The organism is Mycolicibacterium stellerae (assembly GCF_003719305.1).
Taxonomy (GTDB): Bacteria; Actinomycetota; Actinomycetes; order Mycobacteriales; family Mycobacteriaceae; genus Mycobacterium; species Mycobacterium stellerae.
In genome coordinates this window covers 130,893-148,087 of record NZ_RARC01000009.1, presented here as the reverse complement: position 1 = coordinate 148,087, position 17,195 = coordinate 130,893, and the positions used below count along the sequence as shown (strand labels likewise).

The following is a 17,195-nucleotide window of genomic DNA, read 5'->3' as shown; positions in this document are numbered from 1 at the left end:
ATGGAAAATCTTGACTGGTTGATTCAGGGTTTCGAACAAGCCGCAACTCCGATGAACCTGCTTTACGCGGTGATCGGGGTCCTGCTGGGTACCGCGGTCGGTGTGTTGCCGGGTATCGGGCCGGCGATGACGGTGGCCTTGCTGCTGCCCATCACCTACAACGTCAGCCCCAGTGCGGCCTTCATCATGTTCGCGGGCATCTTCTACGGCGGCATGTACGGCGGGTCGACGACATCGATCCTGTTGAACACGCCAGGGGAGTCGTCCTCGGTGATCACCGCGATCGAGGGCAACAAGATGGCGAAAGCGGGGCGCGCGGCCCAAGCGCTTGCCACCGCGGCGATTGGGTCATTCGTCGCGGGGACCATCGGCACGATCCTGTTGGCCGCGTTCGCACCGGCGATCTCGAGATTCGCCGTCACCCTCGGTGCCCCGTCCTATCTCGCGATCATGCTGTTCGCGTTGGTCGCCGTCACCGCCGTGCTTGGCTCGTCGAAGATGCGTGGTGCGATCTCGCTGTTCCTCGGCCTGGCGATCGGCGTAGTGGGAATCGACTTCCTCACCGGGCAGCCGCGGGCGACATTCGGGGTCCCGCAACTCTCCGACGGCATCGACATCGTGATCATCGCCGTGGCGATATTCGCAGTCGGCGAAGCGCTCTGGGTGGCAGCTCATCTCCGCCGCCGACCGTCCGACATCATTCCGGTCGGCAGGCCGTGGATGGGTCGTGAGGATTGGCAGCGTTCGTGGAAGCCGTGGCTGCGCGGTACCGCCTTCGGGTTCCCGTTCGGCGCATTGCCCGCAGGCGGTGCCGAGTTGCCGACCTTCCTGTCCTACGTCACCGAGAAGCGGCTCTCCAAACACAAGGAAGAGTTCGGCAAGGGTGCCATCGAAGGCGTGGCAGGTCCGGAGGCGGCCAACAACGCCTCGGCTGCAGGCACTTTGGTGCCGATGCTTTCACTGGGACTCCCGACCAACGCAACTGCCGCGGTGATGCTGACTGCGTTCGTGTCATACGGAATCCAGCCCGGCCCAACTCTTTTCGAGAAGGAGCCGCTGCTGATCTGGACGTTGATCGCCAGCCTGTTCATCGGAAACTTCTTGCTGCTGGTGTTGAACCTCCCGCTGGCGCCCTTGTGGGCCAAGCTGCTGCGCACGCCGCGGCCCTACCTGTACGCGGGAATCTTGTTCTTCGCCACGCTTGGCGCACTCGCGGTGAACGTGCAGCCGATGGACCTGGCGCTGTTGCTGGTGTTCGGCCTGCTCGGGTTGATGATGCGGCGGTTCGGATTGCCGGTGCTGCCGTTGATCATCGGCGTCATCCTCGGTCCGCGGATCGAGCGCCAGCTGCGGCAATCCCTGCAGCTCGCCGACGGCAACTGGAGCGGCCTGTTCACCGAGCCCGTAGCGATCATCACCTACGTGCTGATGGCGGTGCTGCTTCTGATGCCGCTCCTGCTCAAGCTGATGCACCGCAGCGAGGAGACACTACTGATCGTCGAGGACGACAGGGACCAGCAAGAGAAGGCGGCACAGTCATGACAATCGTGGTCGGATATAGCGCTGACCCGTTCGGCCGGGCCGCCCTTGAGCACGGCATCGCCGAAGCCAAACTCCGCGGCGGCTCGCTGTGCGTGGTGAATTCAACCGCGGGCGACGCCTACGTCGACGCCCGTTTTGCGCAGCCGACGGAGGTGCACGACGTCGAGGAGCGGCTCGCGAACTGCGGGGTGGAGTTCGAGCTCACCCAACCGGTTGGGGTCGACGCGGCTGATGAGCTGCTCAAGCAGATGGAACGCGACGACGCGGAGCTGCTAGTGATCGGCATTCGCGACCGGAACCCGGTGGGCAAGCTGCTGCTGGGTAGCGTCGCGCAGCAGTTGCTCCTGGAGTGTCCGAAGCCGGTGCTCGCGGTCAAACCGGACGAAGGTTGATTCGGATCGCTCCGTCGCTGACCGCCACGGGATAGCTTCGCACCGACATCGCGGCGCCGGCCGACTCCACTCCGCTGGACAAGTCGAACGAGTGGCCGTGCAGCGGGCAGACGACGACCCTGTCGTCGGACAGCCCGTCGGCGAGGGGGCCGCCCTTGTGCGGGCACACTGCGTCGACGGCGCGCAGCGATCCGTCCCGCAGCCGGAAGACCGCGATCTGTGCGCCGTCGACAGCGAAGGTCCTTCCCTCACCGAGCGGGATCTCATCGACGGAGCCGACGATCACGTCCGTCATCGCACCGGCACCTGAGGCAGCGGCAGCAGGGGCAGCGATGTGCGGAACTGTCCCTCCGTCACCGGCTTTCGGCCGTCTTGCCAGGGGTCGCGGTACGCGTCGATGGACTTCTGCATGTTGGCATCGAGCTGATCGGCGATGCCATCCGAATCGTCGACGACGATGGCGCGAATGGTGTCGATCCCGACGCGTGGCACGAACGCGTAGGTGCGTTCCAGCCAGTTGGCGTTCTCGCGGTAGTACTGCAGGAATCGGCCGGTGAGGGTGATCACCGCGGCGGGATCTTCCACTGTGGCCATCAGGTCGCCCTTGCGGATGTGGGCACCCGCTGCTCCGCCGACGTAGATCTCCCAGCGACCGTCGCCGACGGCGACGACGCCGAGGTCCTTGCACAGCGCCTCGGCACAGTTGCGCGGGCAGCCTGTCACCGCGAGCTTCATCTTCGCCGGACTGGCAAGTCCCTGAAACCGTTCCTCGATCGCGATGCCCAGCGCCGTCGAGTCGCCGAGGCCGTAGCGGCAGAAGTCAGTGCCGACACACGTTTTCACCGTCCGAAAGCTCTTGCCGTACGCGTAGCCGGACGGCATATCCAGGTCTGACCACACGGCGGGCAGGTCCTGCTTGCGCACCCCGAGAAGGTCGATGCGCTGGCCGCCGGTCAGTTTGATCATCGGGATCGCGTACTTGTCTGCGACATCGGCAATCTGACGCAGCTGCCACGAGTTGGTGACACCGCCCTTCATCTGCGGAACGACCGAGAAGGTGCCGTCCCGCTGAATGTTGGCGTGCACCCGGTCGTTGATGAAACGAGCATCGCGCTCGTCGACGAATTCGTCTGCCCACATCATCTCGAGCAGCGACGCCAATGCCATCTTGGAGTTGGCGTCCTCTCTGCCGTCCGGGGCGAGCGCGGCGAACACCGAAGACACCGAATGCAATTGGAGTTCTCGGATATGACGCATCAGTGTCGGCTTGTCGTAGGGGATTGCCGGGACATACCACGATGCGGACGGGTCCTCGGTCAGCTCCCCGCCCGTTGCGTATTCCACTATCTGGCCGACGAGTTCCTTGCACGACCCGCAACCCTTGCCCGCCTTGGTCTTCGCCATCACACCGCTGACCGACGTCTCGCCGCCCTGCACGCAGGAAACGATCGTGGCTTTGCTGACCCCGTTGCAGTTGCACACCTGCGCGTCATCGGCCAGCTCGGCGACGCCGACAGCCACTTCCGGCGTGCCGATGTCGAACATCAGCGACACCCGCTCTTGCGGCAGCGGCAGTCCGCTGTCGAAGGCCTGCGTCAGAAAGGAGACCTTACTGACATCGCCGAGCAGGGTTGCACCAACTAGCTTCCCGTCTCGGATCACGATCGTTTTGTAGACGCCATGCTTGGGTTCGGAATACTGCACGAACTCGTCGTCGGGTAGTTCGGGCGCCTTGAGGCCCATCGACGCGACGTCAACGCCCGCGACCTTGAGTTTGGTCGCGGTCCGCGACCCGTGATAGGCGGCCGACCTGTCGGCGCCGGTGATGTGGTCGGCCAGCACGCTCGCCTGTTCCCACAGCGGTGCCACCAGCCCGTAGACCTGACCTCGGTGCTGCGCGCACTCGCCGACCACGTACACGGCGTCATCGTCGATCGAGCGCATGTGGTCGTCGACCACGATGGCCCGCTCCACGGTCAGACCCGCTCGTTGCGCCAGGCCGACGTTGGGGCGGATGCCCGCCGCGATGACCAGCATGTCGCAGTCGACGGAAGTGCCGTCGGAGAAGACGATTCCGGTCAACTTGCCGTCTTGGGTCGCCACCTCGGTGGTGCGTTTGTCGGTGTGCACCGTGATGCCGATGTGCTCGACTGACCTTCGCAGGATCGCTCCTGCCGAGTCGTCGAGTTGCGCGTTCATCAGCGTCGTCCCCGCATGAACGACGTCGACTGCAAGTCCGCGGTTCTGCAGGCCTCGTGCGGCCTCAAGGCCGAGCAACCCGCCTCCGATCACCACTGCCTTGGTGCGGTGCTCAGCTTGGGAGATCATTCCCATGCAGTCATCGAGGGAACGAAACCCGAAAACGCCGTCGGCCAACGTCTTGTTGTCGGCCCACAGTCCCGCCATCGGCGGGAAGAACGAGCGACTGCCGGTGGCCAGGATCAGGTTGTCGTATCGAGTGACGGTGCCGTCGTCTGCATGCACCAACCGCGCAAACCGGTCGATGCGCACCACCCTGACGCCTGCCCGTAGGTCGATGTCGTTATCCCGATACCAGTCCAGCGCGTTGAGATAGATTCCGTCTTCGTCATCGACTGGTTGACTGCCTGCCAACACATTCGACAACAGGATGCGGTTGTAGTTGCCGTACGGCTCGTCTCCGAAAACGGTGATATCGAACAGTTCGCCGTCACGGGCAAGGATCTCCTCGATCGCACGGACCCCTGCCATGCCGTTGCCGACGACAACAAGCCTTCGTGCCATCAGATGTCCACCAGCCCGAGGTCCACGACGACGGTGCCCGAGCATCCACTCGGTGCGGCCAGGTACAGCTCGAGCACGGTGTCGGCGAGTAGATCCTCGACCACCCGCAACGCCACGTGGGTGGCGCCCTTGGCCGCGATAGGGAAGTACCGCATCGGTTTGCCGTCCCGGAAGAGCACCACCGTGATCATCTCGTCGCTCGAGTTGCCGCCGCGGAAGTAGACCGGCTGCGTTACGGAGCCTCCTGGCACCACGTAGCGCAACGAGTCGTCGATCAGCTGCGGTTTGTCGAGCCCATTGCCCTCGAAGTCGAAGGGGCCCTGCAGGAAATGTGGAATGCTGCCGTCGCTCATGCCTTGTCGAAGCTAGGGCGCAAATGTTTCCGTATCGTTTCGTCGCGAACACCGCTGTGAGTCCCGTTGCGCACATCGTCGGCGAAAAGCCATGTGAGTTGGTGTTGACCCCGACGACATAGTCATGCAACTGCACCGGAATGCCGCAGGCGTACACCTAGGTCAAACAGGTGAACAGAGGTGGGAGAACTGTGTCGATTCTGAACCGAGAACGCAACATCGAGCACTGGGACGCCGAGGACGTCGATGCTTGGGAGCAGGGCGGTAAGAACATCGCCAAACGCAACCTGATCTGGTCGATCGTCGCCGAACACGTGGGTTTCTCGATCTGGTCCATCTGGTCGGTCATGGTGCTCTTCATGCCGCAGGACGTCTACCACATCGATGCCGCAGGCAAGTTCTATCTGGTGGCCATGCCGACTCTGATCGGCGCGCTCATGCGCATTCCGTACACCGTTGCGCCCGCCAAGTTCGGCGGCCGCAACTGGACGATCGTGAGCGCATTGCTGCTGTTGATCCCGACAGCGTTGGCGTGGTGGGCGATGACGAGTCCAGGGACGTCTTACACCACATTCATGGTGGTGGCGGCATTCGCGGGCGTCGGCGGCGGCAACTTCGCGTCATCCATGACCAATATCAACGCGTTCTATCCGCAGCGCCTCAAGGGATGGGCGCTTGGCCTCAACGCCGGTGGCGGCAACATCGGGGTGCCCGTCATTCAGCTGGTCGGCCTGCTGGTCATCGCAGCGGTCAGCAATACGGCTCCCGAAGTCGTTTGCGCCGTCTATCTCGTCCTCATTGCCTGCGCGGCGGTCGGCGCCGCTCTCTTCATGGACAACCTCGAGAACCAGACCTCGAACCTGGGCGCCCTGGCGGAAGCGTTGCGCTACAAGCACTCCTGGGTAATGAGCTTTCTTTACATCGGCACCTTCGGGTCGTTCATCGGCTTTTCGTTCGCATTCGGTCAGGTGCTGCAGATCAACTTCCTTGCCGGCGGTGACACGGCCGCGCAGGCCGCCCTGCACGCGGCCCAGATCTCGTTCATCGGCCCTCTGCTCGGTTCGATATCGCGCCCGTTCGGCGGCAAGCTCGCCGACCGGATCGGTGGCGGCCGGATCACGCTGTACACGTTCGTGGCGATGATGTTCGCAGCAGGAATCCTGGTAGCTGTCGGAATGGTCGACGACGGGATGGCGGGCGCCGCCACCAGCACCCAGATGATCGGCTACGTCGTCGGATTCATCCTGCTGTTCGTGCTCTCGGGCATCGGCAACGGCTCGACATACAAGATGATCCCGTCGATTTTCGAAGCCAAGGCGCAGGACAAGGACGGATGGACCGCCGCGGAGAAGGCGGCGTGGTCGCGGCGGATGTCAGGCGCACTGATCGGGTTCGCCGGTGCCGTCGGGGCGCTCGGAGGGGTGTTCATCAATGTCGTGCTGCGCTTGTCCTACGTCGGTGAAGCGAAGTCGGCGACCAATGCCTTCTGGGTCTTCCTGGCCTTCTACGTGGTCTGCGCCGTCGTCACCTGGGTGGTGTTCCTGCGCATCCAGCCGGTGCGGGCCAAGGCAGGCGAGCACATCGGGGTCGCCCAACCGGCGGGCATGGCCTGACCTGTGACCCGTACGGCGTGCTCGTATTGCGGCGTCGGCTGCGGTATCGAAGTGCACACGGCGACCGACGGGGTCACCGGTGACCCCGTCATCGCCCGGGTGTCGGGTGACAAGCTGCATCCGACGAACTTCGGGCGGTTGTGCACCAAGGGAGCCACGCACGCAGAGATGATGCGGGCCGACGGCCGGCTGAAGTCCGCGCTGCTCCGCCCGTCGCGAAACGACGAGCCGATGCCGGCACCTGTCGACGATGCGATCGCAGAAGCGGGCAGGCGTCTGCGCGCCATCATCGACGAACACGGTCCCGACGCCGTCGCGCTCTATGTCTCGGGCCAGATGTCGTTCGAATCCCAATATCTGGCAACGAAACTCGCCAAGGGCTTCCTGCGCACCAAATATATGGAGTCGAACTCACGGCTGTGCATGGCCAGCGCGGGGACGGGATACAAGCAGTCGCTTGGCGCCGATGGGCCGCCCGGCTCCTACACCGACTTCGACGCGACCAACCTCTTCTTCGTGATCGGCTCGAACATGGCCGACTGCCATCCGATCCTGTTCCTGCGGATGGCGGATCGGCTCAAGGCCGGAGCCAAGCTGATCGTCGTCGACCCCCGGCGCACGACGACCGCGGAGAGAGCCGATCTTCATCTGCAGATCAGACCGGGCACCGACGTGGCGCTGCTCAACGGGTTGTTGCACCTGTTGGTGGAAGACGGCCATATCGACGAGCAGTTCATCGCCGAGCACACCGAGGGCTGGGATGTGATGCCGGCCTTCCTTGCCGACTATCCGCCCGCCGTGGTGTCCCGGATCACCGGGCTCGGCGAGTCGGACCTGCGGTTGGCGGCGGGCATGATCGCTGAAGCGGGCGACTGGATGACGTGCTGGGCTGTCGGGCTGAACCAGAGCACCCATGGAACGTGGAACACCAACGCGATCTGCAATCTGCATCTGGCGACCGGGGCCATCTGCAGGCCGGGTAGCGGCCCGATGTCGCTGACGGGCCAGCCCAACGCGATGGGCGGCCGCGAGATGGGTTATATGGGGCCTGGGCTGCCCGGTCAGAGGTCTGTGCTGTCGGACCGTGACCGCGCGTTCGTCGAGGACAAGTGGGGACTGGCGGCTGGAACGATCCGCCCGGACTTCGGCCCGGGAGCGGTCGACATGTTCGAACGGCTCGCGGCGGGTGAAATCAAGGCGTGCTGGATCATCTGCACCAACCCTGTGGTCACGATGCCGAACCGCAAGACCACGATCGCCGGTCTCGAGGCCGCCGAGCTCGTCATCACCCAGGACACCTACCGCGACACGGCGACCAACCGGTATGCCGATATCGTCCTGCCGTCGACGTTGTGGGCCGAATCCGACTTGGTCATGGTCAATTCCGATCGAAACATGACCTTGCTGCAGCAGTCGATCCCGGCGCCCGGTCAGACCCGACCCGACTGGCTGCTGATCTGCCAGCTGGCAGCGGAGCTCGGCTTCGGTGACCACTTCAGCTATTCCTCAAGCGCGGAAGTGTTCGATGAAATCCGCCAGTTCTCCAATCCCGCAACGGGATACGATCTGCGAGGCGCAAGCTATTCGCGATTGCGGGAGACCCCGCTGCAGTGGCCGGTGCCGCCCGACGACGATTCCGATCGGCATCCGATCCGCTACCTCAACGACGGCGTCAGCCAGGAGCTGTTCGTCGACGAGAACGGACGCCGACCAAGGCTGGCTTTCCCGACGCCGTCTCGCCGAGCGGTGTTCTACCCGCGTCCGCATATGGACGCCGACGAGCTGCCCGACGACGACTATCCGTTCATTCTGAACACCGGTCGGCTGCAACACCAGTGGCACACCATGACCAAGACGGGCAAAGTCGACAAACTGAACAAGCTCAACAGCGGGCCGTTCGTCGAGGTCCATCCGGTGGATGCGGTGTCGCTCGAGATCACCAACGATCAGCCCGTCGAGCTGACATCCCGCCGTGGCCGTGCGGTGCTGCCCGCGGTCGTCAGCGACCGCGTGCGGCCGGGCAACTGCTTTGTGCCATTTCACTGGAATGACGAACACGGCGAATACCTGACGATCAACGCGCTGACAAACGACGCGGTCGACCCCGATTCCCTGCAGCCCGAATTCAAGCTGTGTGCCATCAGCCTGCGCCCGCTCAAGACGGGCGCCAGTGCTGCCCACAGTCACCCGGTCACAGCTCAACTCGGGCTTGCCACCAAGGCGCCGACGCTCGACGAAGATGAAAAGCTTTATCTGGCAGGCTTTTTCTCCGGGCTTGGTGGGGTCCCATCGGGCGTGCCGGTGCTGCCGACGACCGCCCCGGTCCGCCGCGAGGTGCGCCTGTGGATCGACGGTGTGCTGGCCGGACAGTACTCACGCCGTGCGACCGTCGACGAGCAGGATGCGGCGAACGCCGATGGGCCGCTTGTGTTGTGGGCCTCCCAGACCGGCAACGCCGAGGAGTTCGCCGCGCAGGTGGCCGAGATGCTGTCCGACGCCCGGCTGGCCAACATGAACGACGTCGAACTCGAATCCCTTGCGCAGGCAGCACATGTCCTGGTGATCACCAGCACGTTCGGTGACGGTGGCCCGCCGGACAACGGGGCGGACTTCTGGCAGCGGCTGGAATCACCGGATGCGCCGCCGCTCGACGGCGTCCGCTACGCGGTGTTGGGCATCGGTGACCGGTCCTACGACAGTTTCTGCGGACACGCCAAGTCGATAGACACCAGGTTGGCTGACCTCGGCGCGACCAGACTTCTCGACCGCGCGGAATGCGAAGTCCACGAAGACGAACCGATGACCCGATGGGCCGACGAGGTGACTCGACTCGCCGACTCCGCCACCGGCGAGTCGACGAACGGCCGAGCGGCGGTTTCGACGATCACCAGACCCAGAAGGATCGCCGAGCCGTTCACGCGTGCCAGGCCGCTGCTCGCCCCGCTGTGCACCAACACCAGGTTGTCTGGACCGATGTCGGCAAAGGAAGTGCGGCAGTTCGGGTTTGACCTCTCCGGTCACGATGTGGCCTATTCGGCGGGCGACTCGGTCGGCGTCTACGCCACCAACAGCGAGTATGCCGTCGACGCCTGGCTGGCGTCGACCGGACTGACAGGCGAGGAAACCGTCGAGGTCGACGGAGCGGAGTGCCCCCTGCGCGACGCCCTGACGTCCTGCTACGACATCTGCAGGGTCAGTCCCGACCTACTGCGCTTCGTCGCCGAACACTGCCCGGATCCCTCGGCGGCCAAGCTGTTGCTGGCGCCTCGCGACAAGCTCGACAAATGGCTCGTCAACCGCAACGGGATCGATATTGTGCGCGAGTTCGCCGTACGTGCCGACGCAACGCAGTGGCAGGACGCGCTGGTGCGGCTGACACCACGGCAGTTTTCCATCTCGAGCAGCCCGTTGGTCAGCCCGCACGAAGTGCAGTTGACGGTGTCGGTGATCCGGTACCGCGGCACCGATGGTGGCCCGCGGGGTGGGGTCGCTACGACATTTCTCGCCGATCGGGCAGCGGCGCCCGTCCCCGTGTTCTTGCAGCGCTCGCCGCACTTCCGGGTGCCCGAGGACGGCGATCGACCGATGATCATGGTGGGGCCCGGCACCGGGATTGCGCCGTTCCGCGGCTTCCTGCAGGAACGCCGAGCGCTCGGCCATGCCGGACGGAACTGGCTGTTCTTCGGCGACCAGCATCGCAGTGACAACTTCTACTACCGCGATGAGCTCGAGTCGATGGTCACCGACGGTTTCCTCAACCGACTGGACTTGGCGTTCTCGCGTGATCAGGCCGATCGTGTCTACGTCCAGCACAAAATGCTCGACTATGGCGCCGACGTGTGGCGCTGGCTGGACGAGGGTGCGCACTTCTACGTGTGCGGTGACGCCGCAAGGATGGCCCGCGACGTCGACGCCGCACTGACGTCGGTGATCAAAACTCACGGCGGAATGTCTGACGAGGCTGCCCACCATTACAAGCGCGAGCTGGTCGCCGAGAAGCGTTACGTGCGCGATGTCTATTAGATTTTGTGTCCGAGGGGGGACTTGAACCCCCACAGAGCTACCTGCCCAGGCGGTCGAACATGGCTCTAGCTGCAAAAGAGGTCACCGTAGATCACGCTAGTTATCTCCTTAGATCCGAACGACCGTCAGTCCCTGGGATGGGACGCCTGAGTTTTATCGGACCTTGAGGTCTTGTTACAGACCGACGCGGTTCTCGGGACTGAGGTTGTACGGACCCCATGGTCTCGCTTGGGCGAACCCCTTGGCGAGCAACATTCTTCGTGCTATCGCAATGCGTGCCGCGGCGGAGGCGGGCGGTCACTGTTGGGTGGGATTGGGGTCGTGGTTCAAGCCAGGGGACCGCCGGTCGGTCAGGCCGAGCCGGTGATCATCGGCAGGAGGTAGGCACGCACGTATGCGCGGGTGTCGTCGATGCTGGCCAGGTTGATGCTGGTATGTGGGGTGACGATGAATGACAGGGTGAGGCGGGTCTGCAGCTCTGCGACGGTGTGCAGGTGGCGCTCCTGGGCGGCCGTTGTCTTCCTCTTGCCGTAGAGCTCAGTCCGCAACCACTCAACGGAGTAGTCGGTGGCGAAATCGATGATGGCACCGGCATCGACGGTCAAACTTGGCATGATCGTCTCGGGTTCAGTGCGCAACAGCTGCTTGAGTAGACGGTGTTCACGCAGGAACGTCACAGTGAACACCGTGCCGAAGACGATGCGATCTTCCAGCGTGGTCGCATGCGAGCGAGCCTGCGCGCTGCCCTCCAAGAAGCGGCGTGCCGCGGCGAGCACGACGGCGTCGACCAGTGCGGCCTTGGTGGGGAAGCGCCGGTAGAGGGTCGCACGCCCGACACCGCTACGCCGCGCGACGTCTTCCATGGTGGTGCGCCGCATCCCGATCAGTTCGGCCTGCTCGAATGCGGCACGCAGGATGCGCGTGGTGATCTCGTCGGGCTCGTCGACCTGCGCCACAACGGCTGGGTCGGGCGCAGCGATTCGCCGGACGAACTCCGCCGTTCGCGTCGACGTCATCTCCGTCTCCCTTGCTCCTACGGTTCGGTCGCCGTATCGTGTGACCGAAGCATCAGAGACAGTGATTGTCTTTCTGTCTCACACGTTTCATCTTAGCGGGTGCCGCGCTCACAGGGAGGAAGTTGCAATGCGCGTCGGTCTCTGGGCCCGGTGGATGGCGATGCATGGCGTGCCGCGGGCATACATGGCGGTCCGAGCGCGACGAGGTGATCCGCTCGCGCGGCTGATCGCCAATCACGGACACAGCCATGATCCCTACCCGATGATGGAGGAGATCCGGGGCAACGGGCGCCTGGTGCGCACACGATTCACGTGGGTCAGCGTCGATCATGAAATATGCCGAGCCATTTTGCGAGACAAACGTTTCGGTGTGACACCACCGGCCGACATGGACCTGCCGCGGCCGCTGCGCGCATTGATCTCTCGCACCGATCCTGGCGTGGCCAACCCGGTCGAGCCGCCCGCCATGGTCATCGTCAACCCGCCCGATCACACTCGCTATCGCCAGCTGGTGGCGCAAAGCTTCACCCCGCGCGCGACCGAGACCCTTGCGACCCGCGTCAGCGAGGTGACTCAGGAACTGATCGACCACATTGCCGTTATGCCGCACCCCGATTTGATCACCGATTTCGCGGTACAACTTCCGGTCGCGATCATCGCCGAGATCCTCGGCCTGCCCGCCGACATGCATCCCCGGATGCTGAAATGGGCCAACAGCGGCACGCCGCTACTCGACGTCGGAATCGGCTGGACGACCTATCGCCGCGCAATCGAAGGCCTTCGCGACGCCGACCACGATCTGCTTGAACGCTTCCATCAACTGCGCTCCGGCGAGCCCGGCGATACGCCGTTCGCCCGGCTGGCGTCCGACGGAGACCTGTCCGAACGCGAATTCACCGCCAACGCTGCGCTTCTCGTCGGTGCGGGCTTTGAAACCACTGTCAACCTCATCGGCAACGGTATCCAGGCGTTGTTGAACCACCCCGAACAGCTGACCCTCCTGCGCGACCAACCCGGGCGCTGGCCCGCTGCCGTCGAGGAGATCCTGCGCATCGACAGCCCCGTCCAGATGACCGCACGCACCGCACTGTGCGACATCGACATCCCCGGATACCGCATCGAGGAGGGAGACATGGTCGCGTTGCTGCTCAGCGGCGCCAACCGCGATCCGCGCGTGTTTCCCAATCCCGCGAGCTTCGACGTCACCCGGCCCAACGCGCGCGAGCACTTGGCGTTCGGATCAGGTATTCACGCCTGCATCGGCGCCGCGCTGGCGCGCATCGAAGGCGCCACCGCGCTGCGTGCACTGTTCGAGTCGTTCCCTGATCTGCGCCTGACCGCGCCGCCACAGCCGCGCGGACTGGTCAACCTGCGCGGATTCGCCCGAATGCCAGCGCAACTGGGCAGCAGGCAGGCAACCGCCGCCAAACTGCCCACCTGAGACCCCATACCAGCGTTTACGAACGGAGCGGTCGTGTCCGCGAAGGATCATCCCAACAACGCCCCAGGCCTGCCGATGCTGTTTCCGACCTGGTTGGACCGGTGGCAGATGAAGTACATGAATCCGGTCGTGCGGCGGATGTCACGCCATCTGCCGACGTTCGCGGTGGTCAAACACCGCGGTCGCAAGTCGGGCGCGCCCTACGAGACCATTGTGAACGCCTACCGCAAAGGGAACTTGCTTGCGATCCTGTTGGGCCACGGCAAGACCGACTGGGTCAAGAACCTGCTCGCGGCGGGCGAGGCGGATCTGCAGATTCAGGGACGTGAGGTGCACATCACCAACCTGCGGGTCCTGCCCGCCGGGACCGAGGCGCGGGAACTGCCGCGAATCGCTCGACTAGGAGCGCGCCGCATGGGTGTTCTCGTTGCGGACATCGCCTGAAAATCATTCGCCCAAGCGGTGCCTCGGTTCTGTAGAAAACGAGACGCACAAGTGACGCCGGTGATCGCTGCCGACGCGGACGTTGACCGAACGCGGGCCCTCCCGGCAGCAAACTACGTCACCGCTGCGCTACCGGACCTGGCTGTCAGTTCCGGCGCGAATGTCCTTGCGGTGTCACGAATGCTTGGCCACAAAGACCCGAGCGTCACGCTGAAGATCTACGCCGACCTGTTCGACAGCGACCTCCATGCGGTGGCCGCCAACTTGGACGCGAAAAACCTCGTTGCTGTCCAAACGGTGTCCAAGGCGCCCGTCGACCGTCGCCGCAAGCGCCGCATAACCGCTGTCTAGCTGCGTCGATGCGTCGCGATGTCTATTAGATGTTGTGTCCGAGGGGGGACTTGAACCCCCACGCCCGTTAATAGGGCACTAGCACCTCAAGCTAGCGCGTCTGCCATTCCGCCACTCGGACCTCGCCCCCAAACCAGTGCTGGGAGCAGCTAAGGCTATCGGATCGACAAGCCCGCACTCAAACCCGACGGCGGTGCAGGTGGTAGACAAGGTGACTGTGAGCCAACCTCTCAACGCAGTCGACGAGGTCGTCGACCTCGTCCGTGCGCTGATCCGGTTCGACACCTCCAATACCGGGGAGCTCGCCACCACCAAAGGCGAGGCCGAATGCGCCCGGTGGGTCGCCGAGCAGCTGCAGGAGGTCGGCTTCCAGACCGAGTACATCGAGGCGGGAGCACCCGGCCGGGCCAATGTCTTCGCCCGGCTGAAAGGCGCCGACCCTTCGCGCGGCGCCCTGATGCTGCACGGGCACCTCGACGTGGTGCCCGCCGAGGCGTCGGATTGGAGCGTGCACCCGTTCTCCGGTGCCCTCGAGGACGGCTACGTGTGGGGCCGCGGCGCGGTCGACATGAAGGACATGGTGGGCATGCTGATCGCGGTCGCCCGCGCCTTCAAACGATCGGGTACGGTGCCGCCGCGCGACTTGGTGTTCGCGTTCGTATCCGACGAGGAGGCGGGCGGCAACTACGGCTGTAAGTGGCTCGTCGACAACCGGCCCGACCTGTTCGATGGCGTGACCGAGGCGGTCGGCGAGGTCGGCGGCTTCTCGCTGACCATTCCGCGGCGCGAGGGCGGGGAGCGCACGCTCTACCTGATCGAGACGGCCGAGAAGGCGATGATGTGGATGCGGTTGAGCGCTCGTGGGCGGGCGGGCCACGGCTCGATGATCCACGACAACAATGCCGTCACCGCGGTCGCCGAGGCGACGGCAAAGCTGGGCCGCCATCAGTTCCCGGTTTTTCTGACCGACTCCGTCGAGCAGTTCCTGACGGCCGTCGCAGAGGAAACGGGCTACACGTTCGATGTGGAGTCGCCGGATCTCGAGGGCGCTATCGCCAAACTCGGTGGGATCGCCAAGATCGTCGGCGCGACACTGCGTGACACCGCCAATCCGACGATGCTGAAGGCCGGCTACAAGGCCAACGTGATCCCCGCGACGGCGGAGGCCGTGGTCGACTGTCGCGTCCTGCCGGGCCGGCTGGCCGCCTTCGAGCGGGAGGTCGACGAGATCATCGGGCCCGACGTGACCCGCGAATGGATCACCGAACTGCCGCCGTATGAGACCAGCTTCGACGGTGACCTGATCGATGCGATGAACAATGCGCTGCTGGCCGCCGATCCCGACGCCCGCACGGTGCCGTACATGTTGTCGGGCGGCACCGACGCAAAACACTTCGCCAGGCTCGGAATTCGCTGTTTCGGATTCGCGCCGCTGAAGCTGCCGCCGGACCTGGATTTCGCCGCGCTGTTCCACGGCGTCGATGAACGGGTACCCGTTGACGCACTGACATTCGGCGCACAAGTTCTCGAGCACTTCCTGCTGCACTGCTGATCAATGAAATTGAAAGGACGACCGATGGCTTTTCCGTACAACCCATACGACTTCTTGCCGAAGCTGCCCTCATTCACGCTGACGTCCGAGTCGTTCACCGATGGTGGCGCGTTGTCCAACGATCAGGTCAGCGGCATCATGGGCGCGGGCGGCGAGGATGTTTCCCCGCAGCTGAGCTGGTCGGGGTTCCCCGAGGAGACGCGCAGCTTCGCCGTGACCGTTTACGACCCCGACGCGCCGACGGCATCTGGCTTCTGGCACTGGGCCGTCGCCAACCTGCCTGCCACCGTCACCGACCTGCCTGCCGGTGTCGGGGACGGTAGCGGGTTGCCGGGCGAGGCAATGACATTGACGAACGACGCAGGGGTGAAGCGCTTCATCGGCGCCGCACCGCCGCCAGGGCACGGCGTGCACCGCTACTACGTCGTGGTGCACGCGGTCGGGGCGGAGAAGCTGGACCTGCCGCAGGGGGCCACCCCGGCATATCTCGGCTTCAACCTGTTCCAGCAGGCGATCGCGAGGGCGATCATTCACGGCACCTACGAACAGAACTAGCGAGCGCTCACCCTTGTACGGTTTCGAGCCACTTTTCTGTACCTAGGTGTGCGCTCGCGACGGTAGACGGTAGAAAAATCGCTAGCGGACCGCAGAGCCGACGGCGTCAGCCAGCGTCGAGAACCCGCCGTCGTGTAGGCGCCTGGCGATGCCGTCGTGAATGTGCTTGGCCCACAAGCCGCCGCCGTAGACGAATCCGGTGTAGCCCTGCAACAGCGAGGCTCCTGAGGTGATGCGGTCCCACGCGTCGTCGGCGGTCTCGATGCCGCCGACACTGATCAACACCAGTCGGTCGCCCACCCGCCGGTAAAGCCGGCGCAGCACCTCCGCCGACCGGCGGGCGACCGGCGGGCCGGATATTCCGCCGGCGCCTAGCTCGTCCACCCCGGGCGTCAGCAGGCCGTCACGGGACACCGTCGTGTTGGTTGCGACGATGCCCGCCAGTCCCAATTCGACTGCCAGATCAGCGATCTCGTCGACATCAGCGTCGGATAGATCGGGTGAGATCTTGACCAGAACCGGTGTGCTCGTCTCTTCCAGCACCGCGGCCAGAATGGGCCGCAGCGATTCGACGGCCTGCAGGTCGCGCAGCCCGGGCGTATTCGGTGAGCTCACATTGACCACCAGGTAGGCCGCCAGCGGGCCTACCAGCCGGGCGCTCTCCCGGTAGTCGTCGACGGCGCGCTCGACCGGCACGACCTTGGTCTTGCCGATGTTGACCCCGATCGGCACATCGGGCGTGTGCCGCGCCAGGCGCAGCGCGAGCTCGCCCGCTCCGTTGTTGTTGAAGCCCAGCCGGTTGAGCAGCGCCCGGTCCTGGGGCAGCCGGAACATCCGCGGCCGGGGATTGCCCGGCTGTGCCTGCGCGGTCACGGTGCCGACCTCGGCGTATCCGAAGCCCAACGCGCCCCAGGCGGCCAGTCCGGCGCCGTTCTTGTCGAAGCCGGCCGCCAGCCCCATCGGCCCGGGGAATCGAACGCCGAACACGGCGCTTTCCAGCACGGGATCGCACGGCGCCAACCGCTTCGCCAACGCGCGACGGGAAGGTGTCGTGGACGTGGCGGTGCGCAGCGCGTTGAAGACCCAGGTGTGGATACGCTCGGCGGGGACAAGGAAGAACGCCCCCCGAACGGCGCGGTAAATCACGCGA

14 protein-coding genes and 1 tRNA gene are annotated in these 17,195 nt (G+C 64.7%); 9 read left to right on the top strand and 6 right to left on the bottom strand.

Translation table 11 applies throughout. The annotated features are described in order from the left end of the window. Both D6M19_RS14090 and D6M19_RS14085 read left to right on the top strand, forming a co-directional pair. Positions 1–1,542 (top strand): tripartite tricarboxylate transporter permease, encoded by a 1,542-nt coding sequence (locus D6M19_RS14090; RefSeq protein ID WP_123025835.1) that lies wholly within the window; start codon positions 1–3, stop codon positions 1,540–1,542. Further along, the gene (locus D6M19_RS14085; RefSeq protein ID WP_123025834.1) at positions 1,539–1,934 is read left to right on the top strand and encodes a universal stress protein; all 396 of its coding nucleotides are present in this window, start codon (positions 1,539–1,541) and stop codon (positions 1,932–1,934) included. The genes D6M19_RS14090 and D6M19_RS14085 overlap by 4 nt, the downstream gene beginning before the upstream one ends. Here the strand turns inward: D6M19_RS14085 and D6M19_RS14080 are convergent. Genes D6M19_RS14080 through D6M19_RS14070 form a run of 3 tightly spaced genes read right to left on the bottom strand, consistent with a single transcriptional unit; the run spans position 1,915 to position 5,050 of the window. After that, positions 1,915–2,229, bottom strand: a complete 315-nt coding sequence (locus tag D6M19_RS14080) for a Rieske (2Fe-2S) protein (RefSeq protein WP_123025833.1) — start codon at positions 2,227–2,229, stop codon at positions 1,915–1,917. The genes D6M19_RS14085 and D6M19_RS14080 overlap by 20 nt on opposite strands. After that, complete coding sequence (gene nirB, locus D6M19_RS14075; RefSeq protein ID WP_123025832.1) at positions 2,226–4,697, bottom strand: nitrite reductase large subunit NirB; 2,472 nt, start codon at positions 4,695–4,697, stop codon at positions 2,226–2,228. Before nirB ends, D6M19_RS14080 begins: the two co-directional genes overlap by 4 nt. After that, positions 4,697–5,050 carry a molybdopterin oxidoreductase gene (locus tag D6M19_RS14070; RefSeq protein ID WP_123025831.1) on the bottom strand — a complete coding sequence of 118 codons (354 nt, stop codon included), beginning with the start codon at positions 5,048–5,050 and terminating at the stop codon, positions 4,697–4,699. Before D6M19_RS14070 ends, nirB begins: the two co-directional genes overlap by 1 nt. A gap of 200 nt (positions 5,051–5,250) precedes the next feature. Between D6M19_RS14070 and D6M19_RS14065 the strand changes: the two genes are divergently transcribed. Continuing rightward, a complete protein-coding gene (locus tag D6M19_RS14065; RefSeq protein WP_407665344.1) occupies positions 5,251–6,663 on the top strand; it encodes a nitrate/nitrite transporter in 1,413 nt (470 codons plus the stop codon). Between the two features lie 3 nt (positions 6,664–6,666). Then, positions 6,667–10,686 (top strand): bifunctional nitrate reductase/sulfite reductase flavoprotein subunit alpha, encoded by a 4,020-nt coding sequence (locus tag D6M19_RS14060; protein WP_123025829.1) that lies wholly within the window; start codon positions 6,667–6,669, stop codon positions 10,684–10,686. Positions 10,687–11,036: 350 nt separating this feature from the next. Here the strand turns inward: D6M19_RS14060 and D6M19_RS14055 are convergent, their stop codons facing one another. Continuing rightward, a complete protein-coding gene (locus tag D6M19_RS14055) occupies positions 11,037–11,702 on the bottom strand; it encodes a TetR/AcrR family transcriptional regulator (RefSeq protein WP_123025828.1) in 666 nt (221 codons plus the stop codon). Between the two features lie 127 nt (positions 11,703–11,829). Here D6M19_RS14055 and D6M19_RS14050 point away from each other — a divergent pair, with 127 nt between their 5' ends. The 3 genes from D6M19_RS14050 to D6M19_RS14040 are packed head-to-tail and all read left to right on the top strand — an operon-like array spanning position 11,830 to position 13,938. Further along, positions 11,830–13,143: a cytochrome P450 gene (locus D6M19_RS14050; RefSeq protein WP_206428525.1), complete on the top strand. Its 1,314-nt coding sequence runs from the start codon at positions 11,830–11,832 to the stop codon at positions 13,141–13,143. A 33-nt stretch (positions 13,144–13,176) separates the two neighbouring features. Continuing rightward, entirely contained in the window at positions 13,177–13,587 is a 411-nt protein-coding gene (locus tag D6M19_RS14045; protein WP_123025827.1) for a nitroreductase family deazaflavin-dependent oxidoreductase, read from the top strand. Between the two features lie 51 nt (positions 13,588–13,638). Further along, the gene (locus tag D6M19_RS14040) at positions 13,639–13,938 is read left to right on the top strand and encodes a hypothetical protein (RefSeq protein ID WP_164478473.1); all 300 of its coding nucleotides are present in this window, start codon (positions 13,639–13,641) and stop codon (positions 13,936–13,938) included. Between the two features lie 35 nt (positions 13,939–13,973). Here D6M19_RS14040 and D6M19_RS14035 read toward each other — a convergent pair. Beyond that, positions 13,974–14,059, bottom strand: a tRNA-Leu gene (locus tag D6M19_RS14035). Between the two features lie 96 nt (positions 14,060–14,155). On the opposite strand from D6M19_RS14035, the gene D6M19_RS14030 reads away from it, so the two are divergent. After that, positions 14,156–15,490: a M20/M25/M40 family metallo-hydrolase gene (locus tag D6M19_RS14030; RefSeq protein WP_206428524.1), complete on the top strand. Its 1,335-nt coding sequence runs from the start codon at positions 14,156–14,158 to the stop codon at positions 15,488–15,490. A gap of 24 nt (positions 15,491–15,514) precedes the next feature. Next, positions 15,515–16,045 (top strand): YbhB/YbcL family Raf kinase inhibitor-like protein, encoded by a 531-nt coding sequence (locus D6M19_RS14025; protein ID WP_123025826.1) that lies wholly within the window; start codon positions 15,515–15,517, stop codon positions 16,043–16,045. 81 nt (positions 16,046–16,126) lie between these two features. On the opposite strand, the gene D6M19_RS14020 is transcribed toward D6M19_RS14025, so the two are convergent. Then, complete coding sequence (locus D6M19_RS14020) at positions 16,127–17,188, bottom strand: quinone-dependent dihydroorotate dehydrogenase (protein ID WP_123025905.1); 1,062 nt, start codon at positions 17,186–17,188, stop codon at positions 16,127–16,129. Between the last annotated feature and the right edge of the window lie 7 nt (positions 17,189–17,195).

Coding starts and splice junctions, on each gene's coding strand:
- D6M19_RS14090 (WP_123025835.1), top strand. CDS start 1: ATGGAAAATCTTGACTGGTTGATTCAGGGTTTCGAACAAGCCGCAACT.
- D6M19_RS14085 (WP_123025834.1), top strand. CDS start 1,539: ATGACAATCGTGGTCGGATATAGCGCTGACCCGTTCGGCCGGGCCGCC.
- D6M19_RS14080 (WP_123025833.1), bottom strand. CDS start 2,229: ATGACGGACGTGATCGTCGGCTCCGTCGATGAGATCCCGCTCGGTGAG.
- nirB (WP_123025832.1), bottom strand. CDS start 4,697: ATGGCACGAAGGCTTGTTGTCGTCGGCAACGGCATGGCAGGGGTCCGT.
- D6M19_RS14070 (WP_123025831.1), bottom strand. CDS start 5,050: ATGAGCGACGGCAGCATTCCACATTTCCTGCAGGGCCCCTTCGACTTC.
- D6M19_RS14055 (WP_123025828.1), bottom strand. CDS start 11,702: ATGACGTCGACGCGAACGGCGGAGTTCGTCCGGCGAATCGCTGCGCCC.
- D6M19_RS14050 (WP_206428525.1), top strand. CDS start 11,830: ATGCGCGTCGGTCTCTGGGCCCGGTGGATGGCGATGCATGGCGTGCCG.
- D6M19_RS14025 (WP_123025826.1), top strand. CDS start 15,515: ATGGCTTTTCCGTACAACCCATACGACTTCTTGCCGAAGCTGCCCTCA.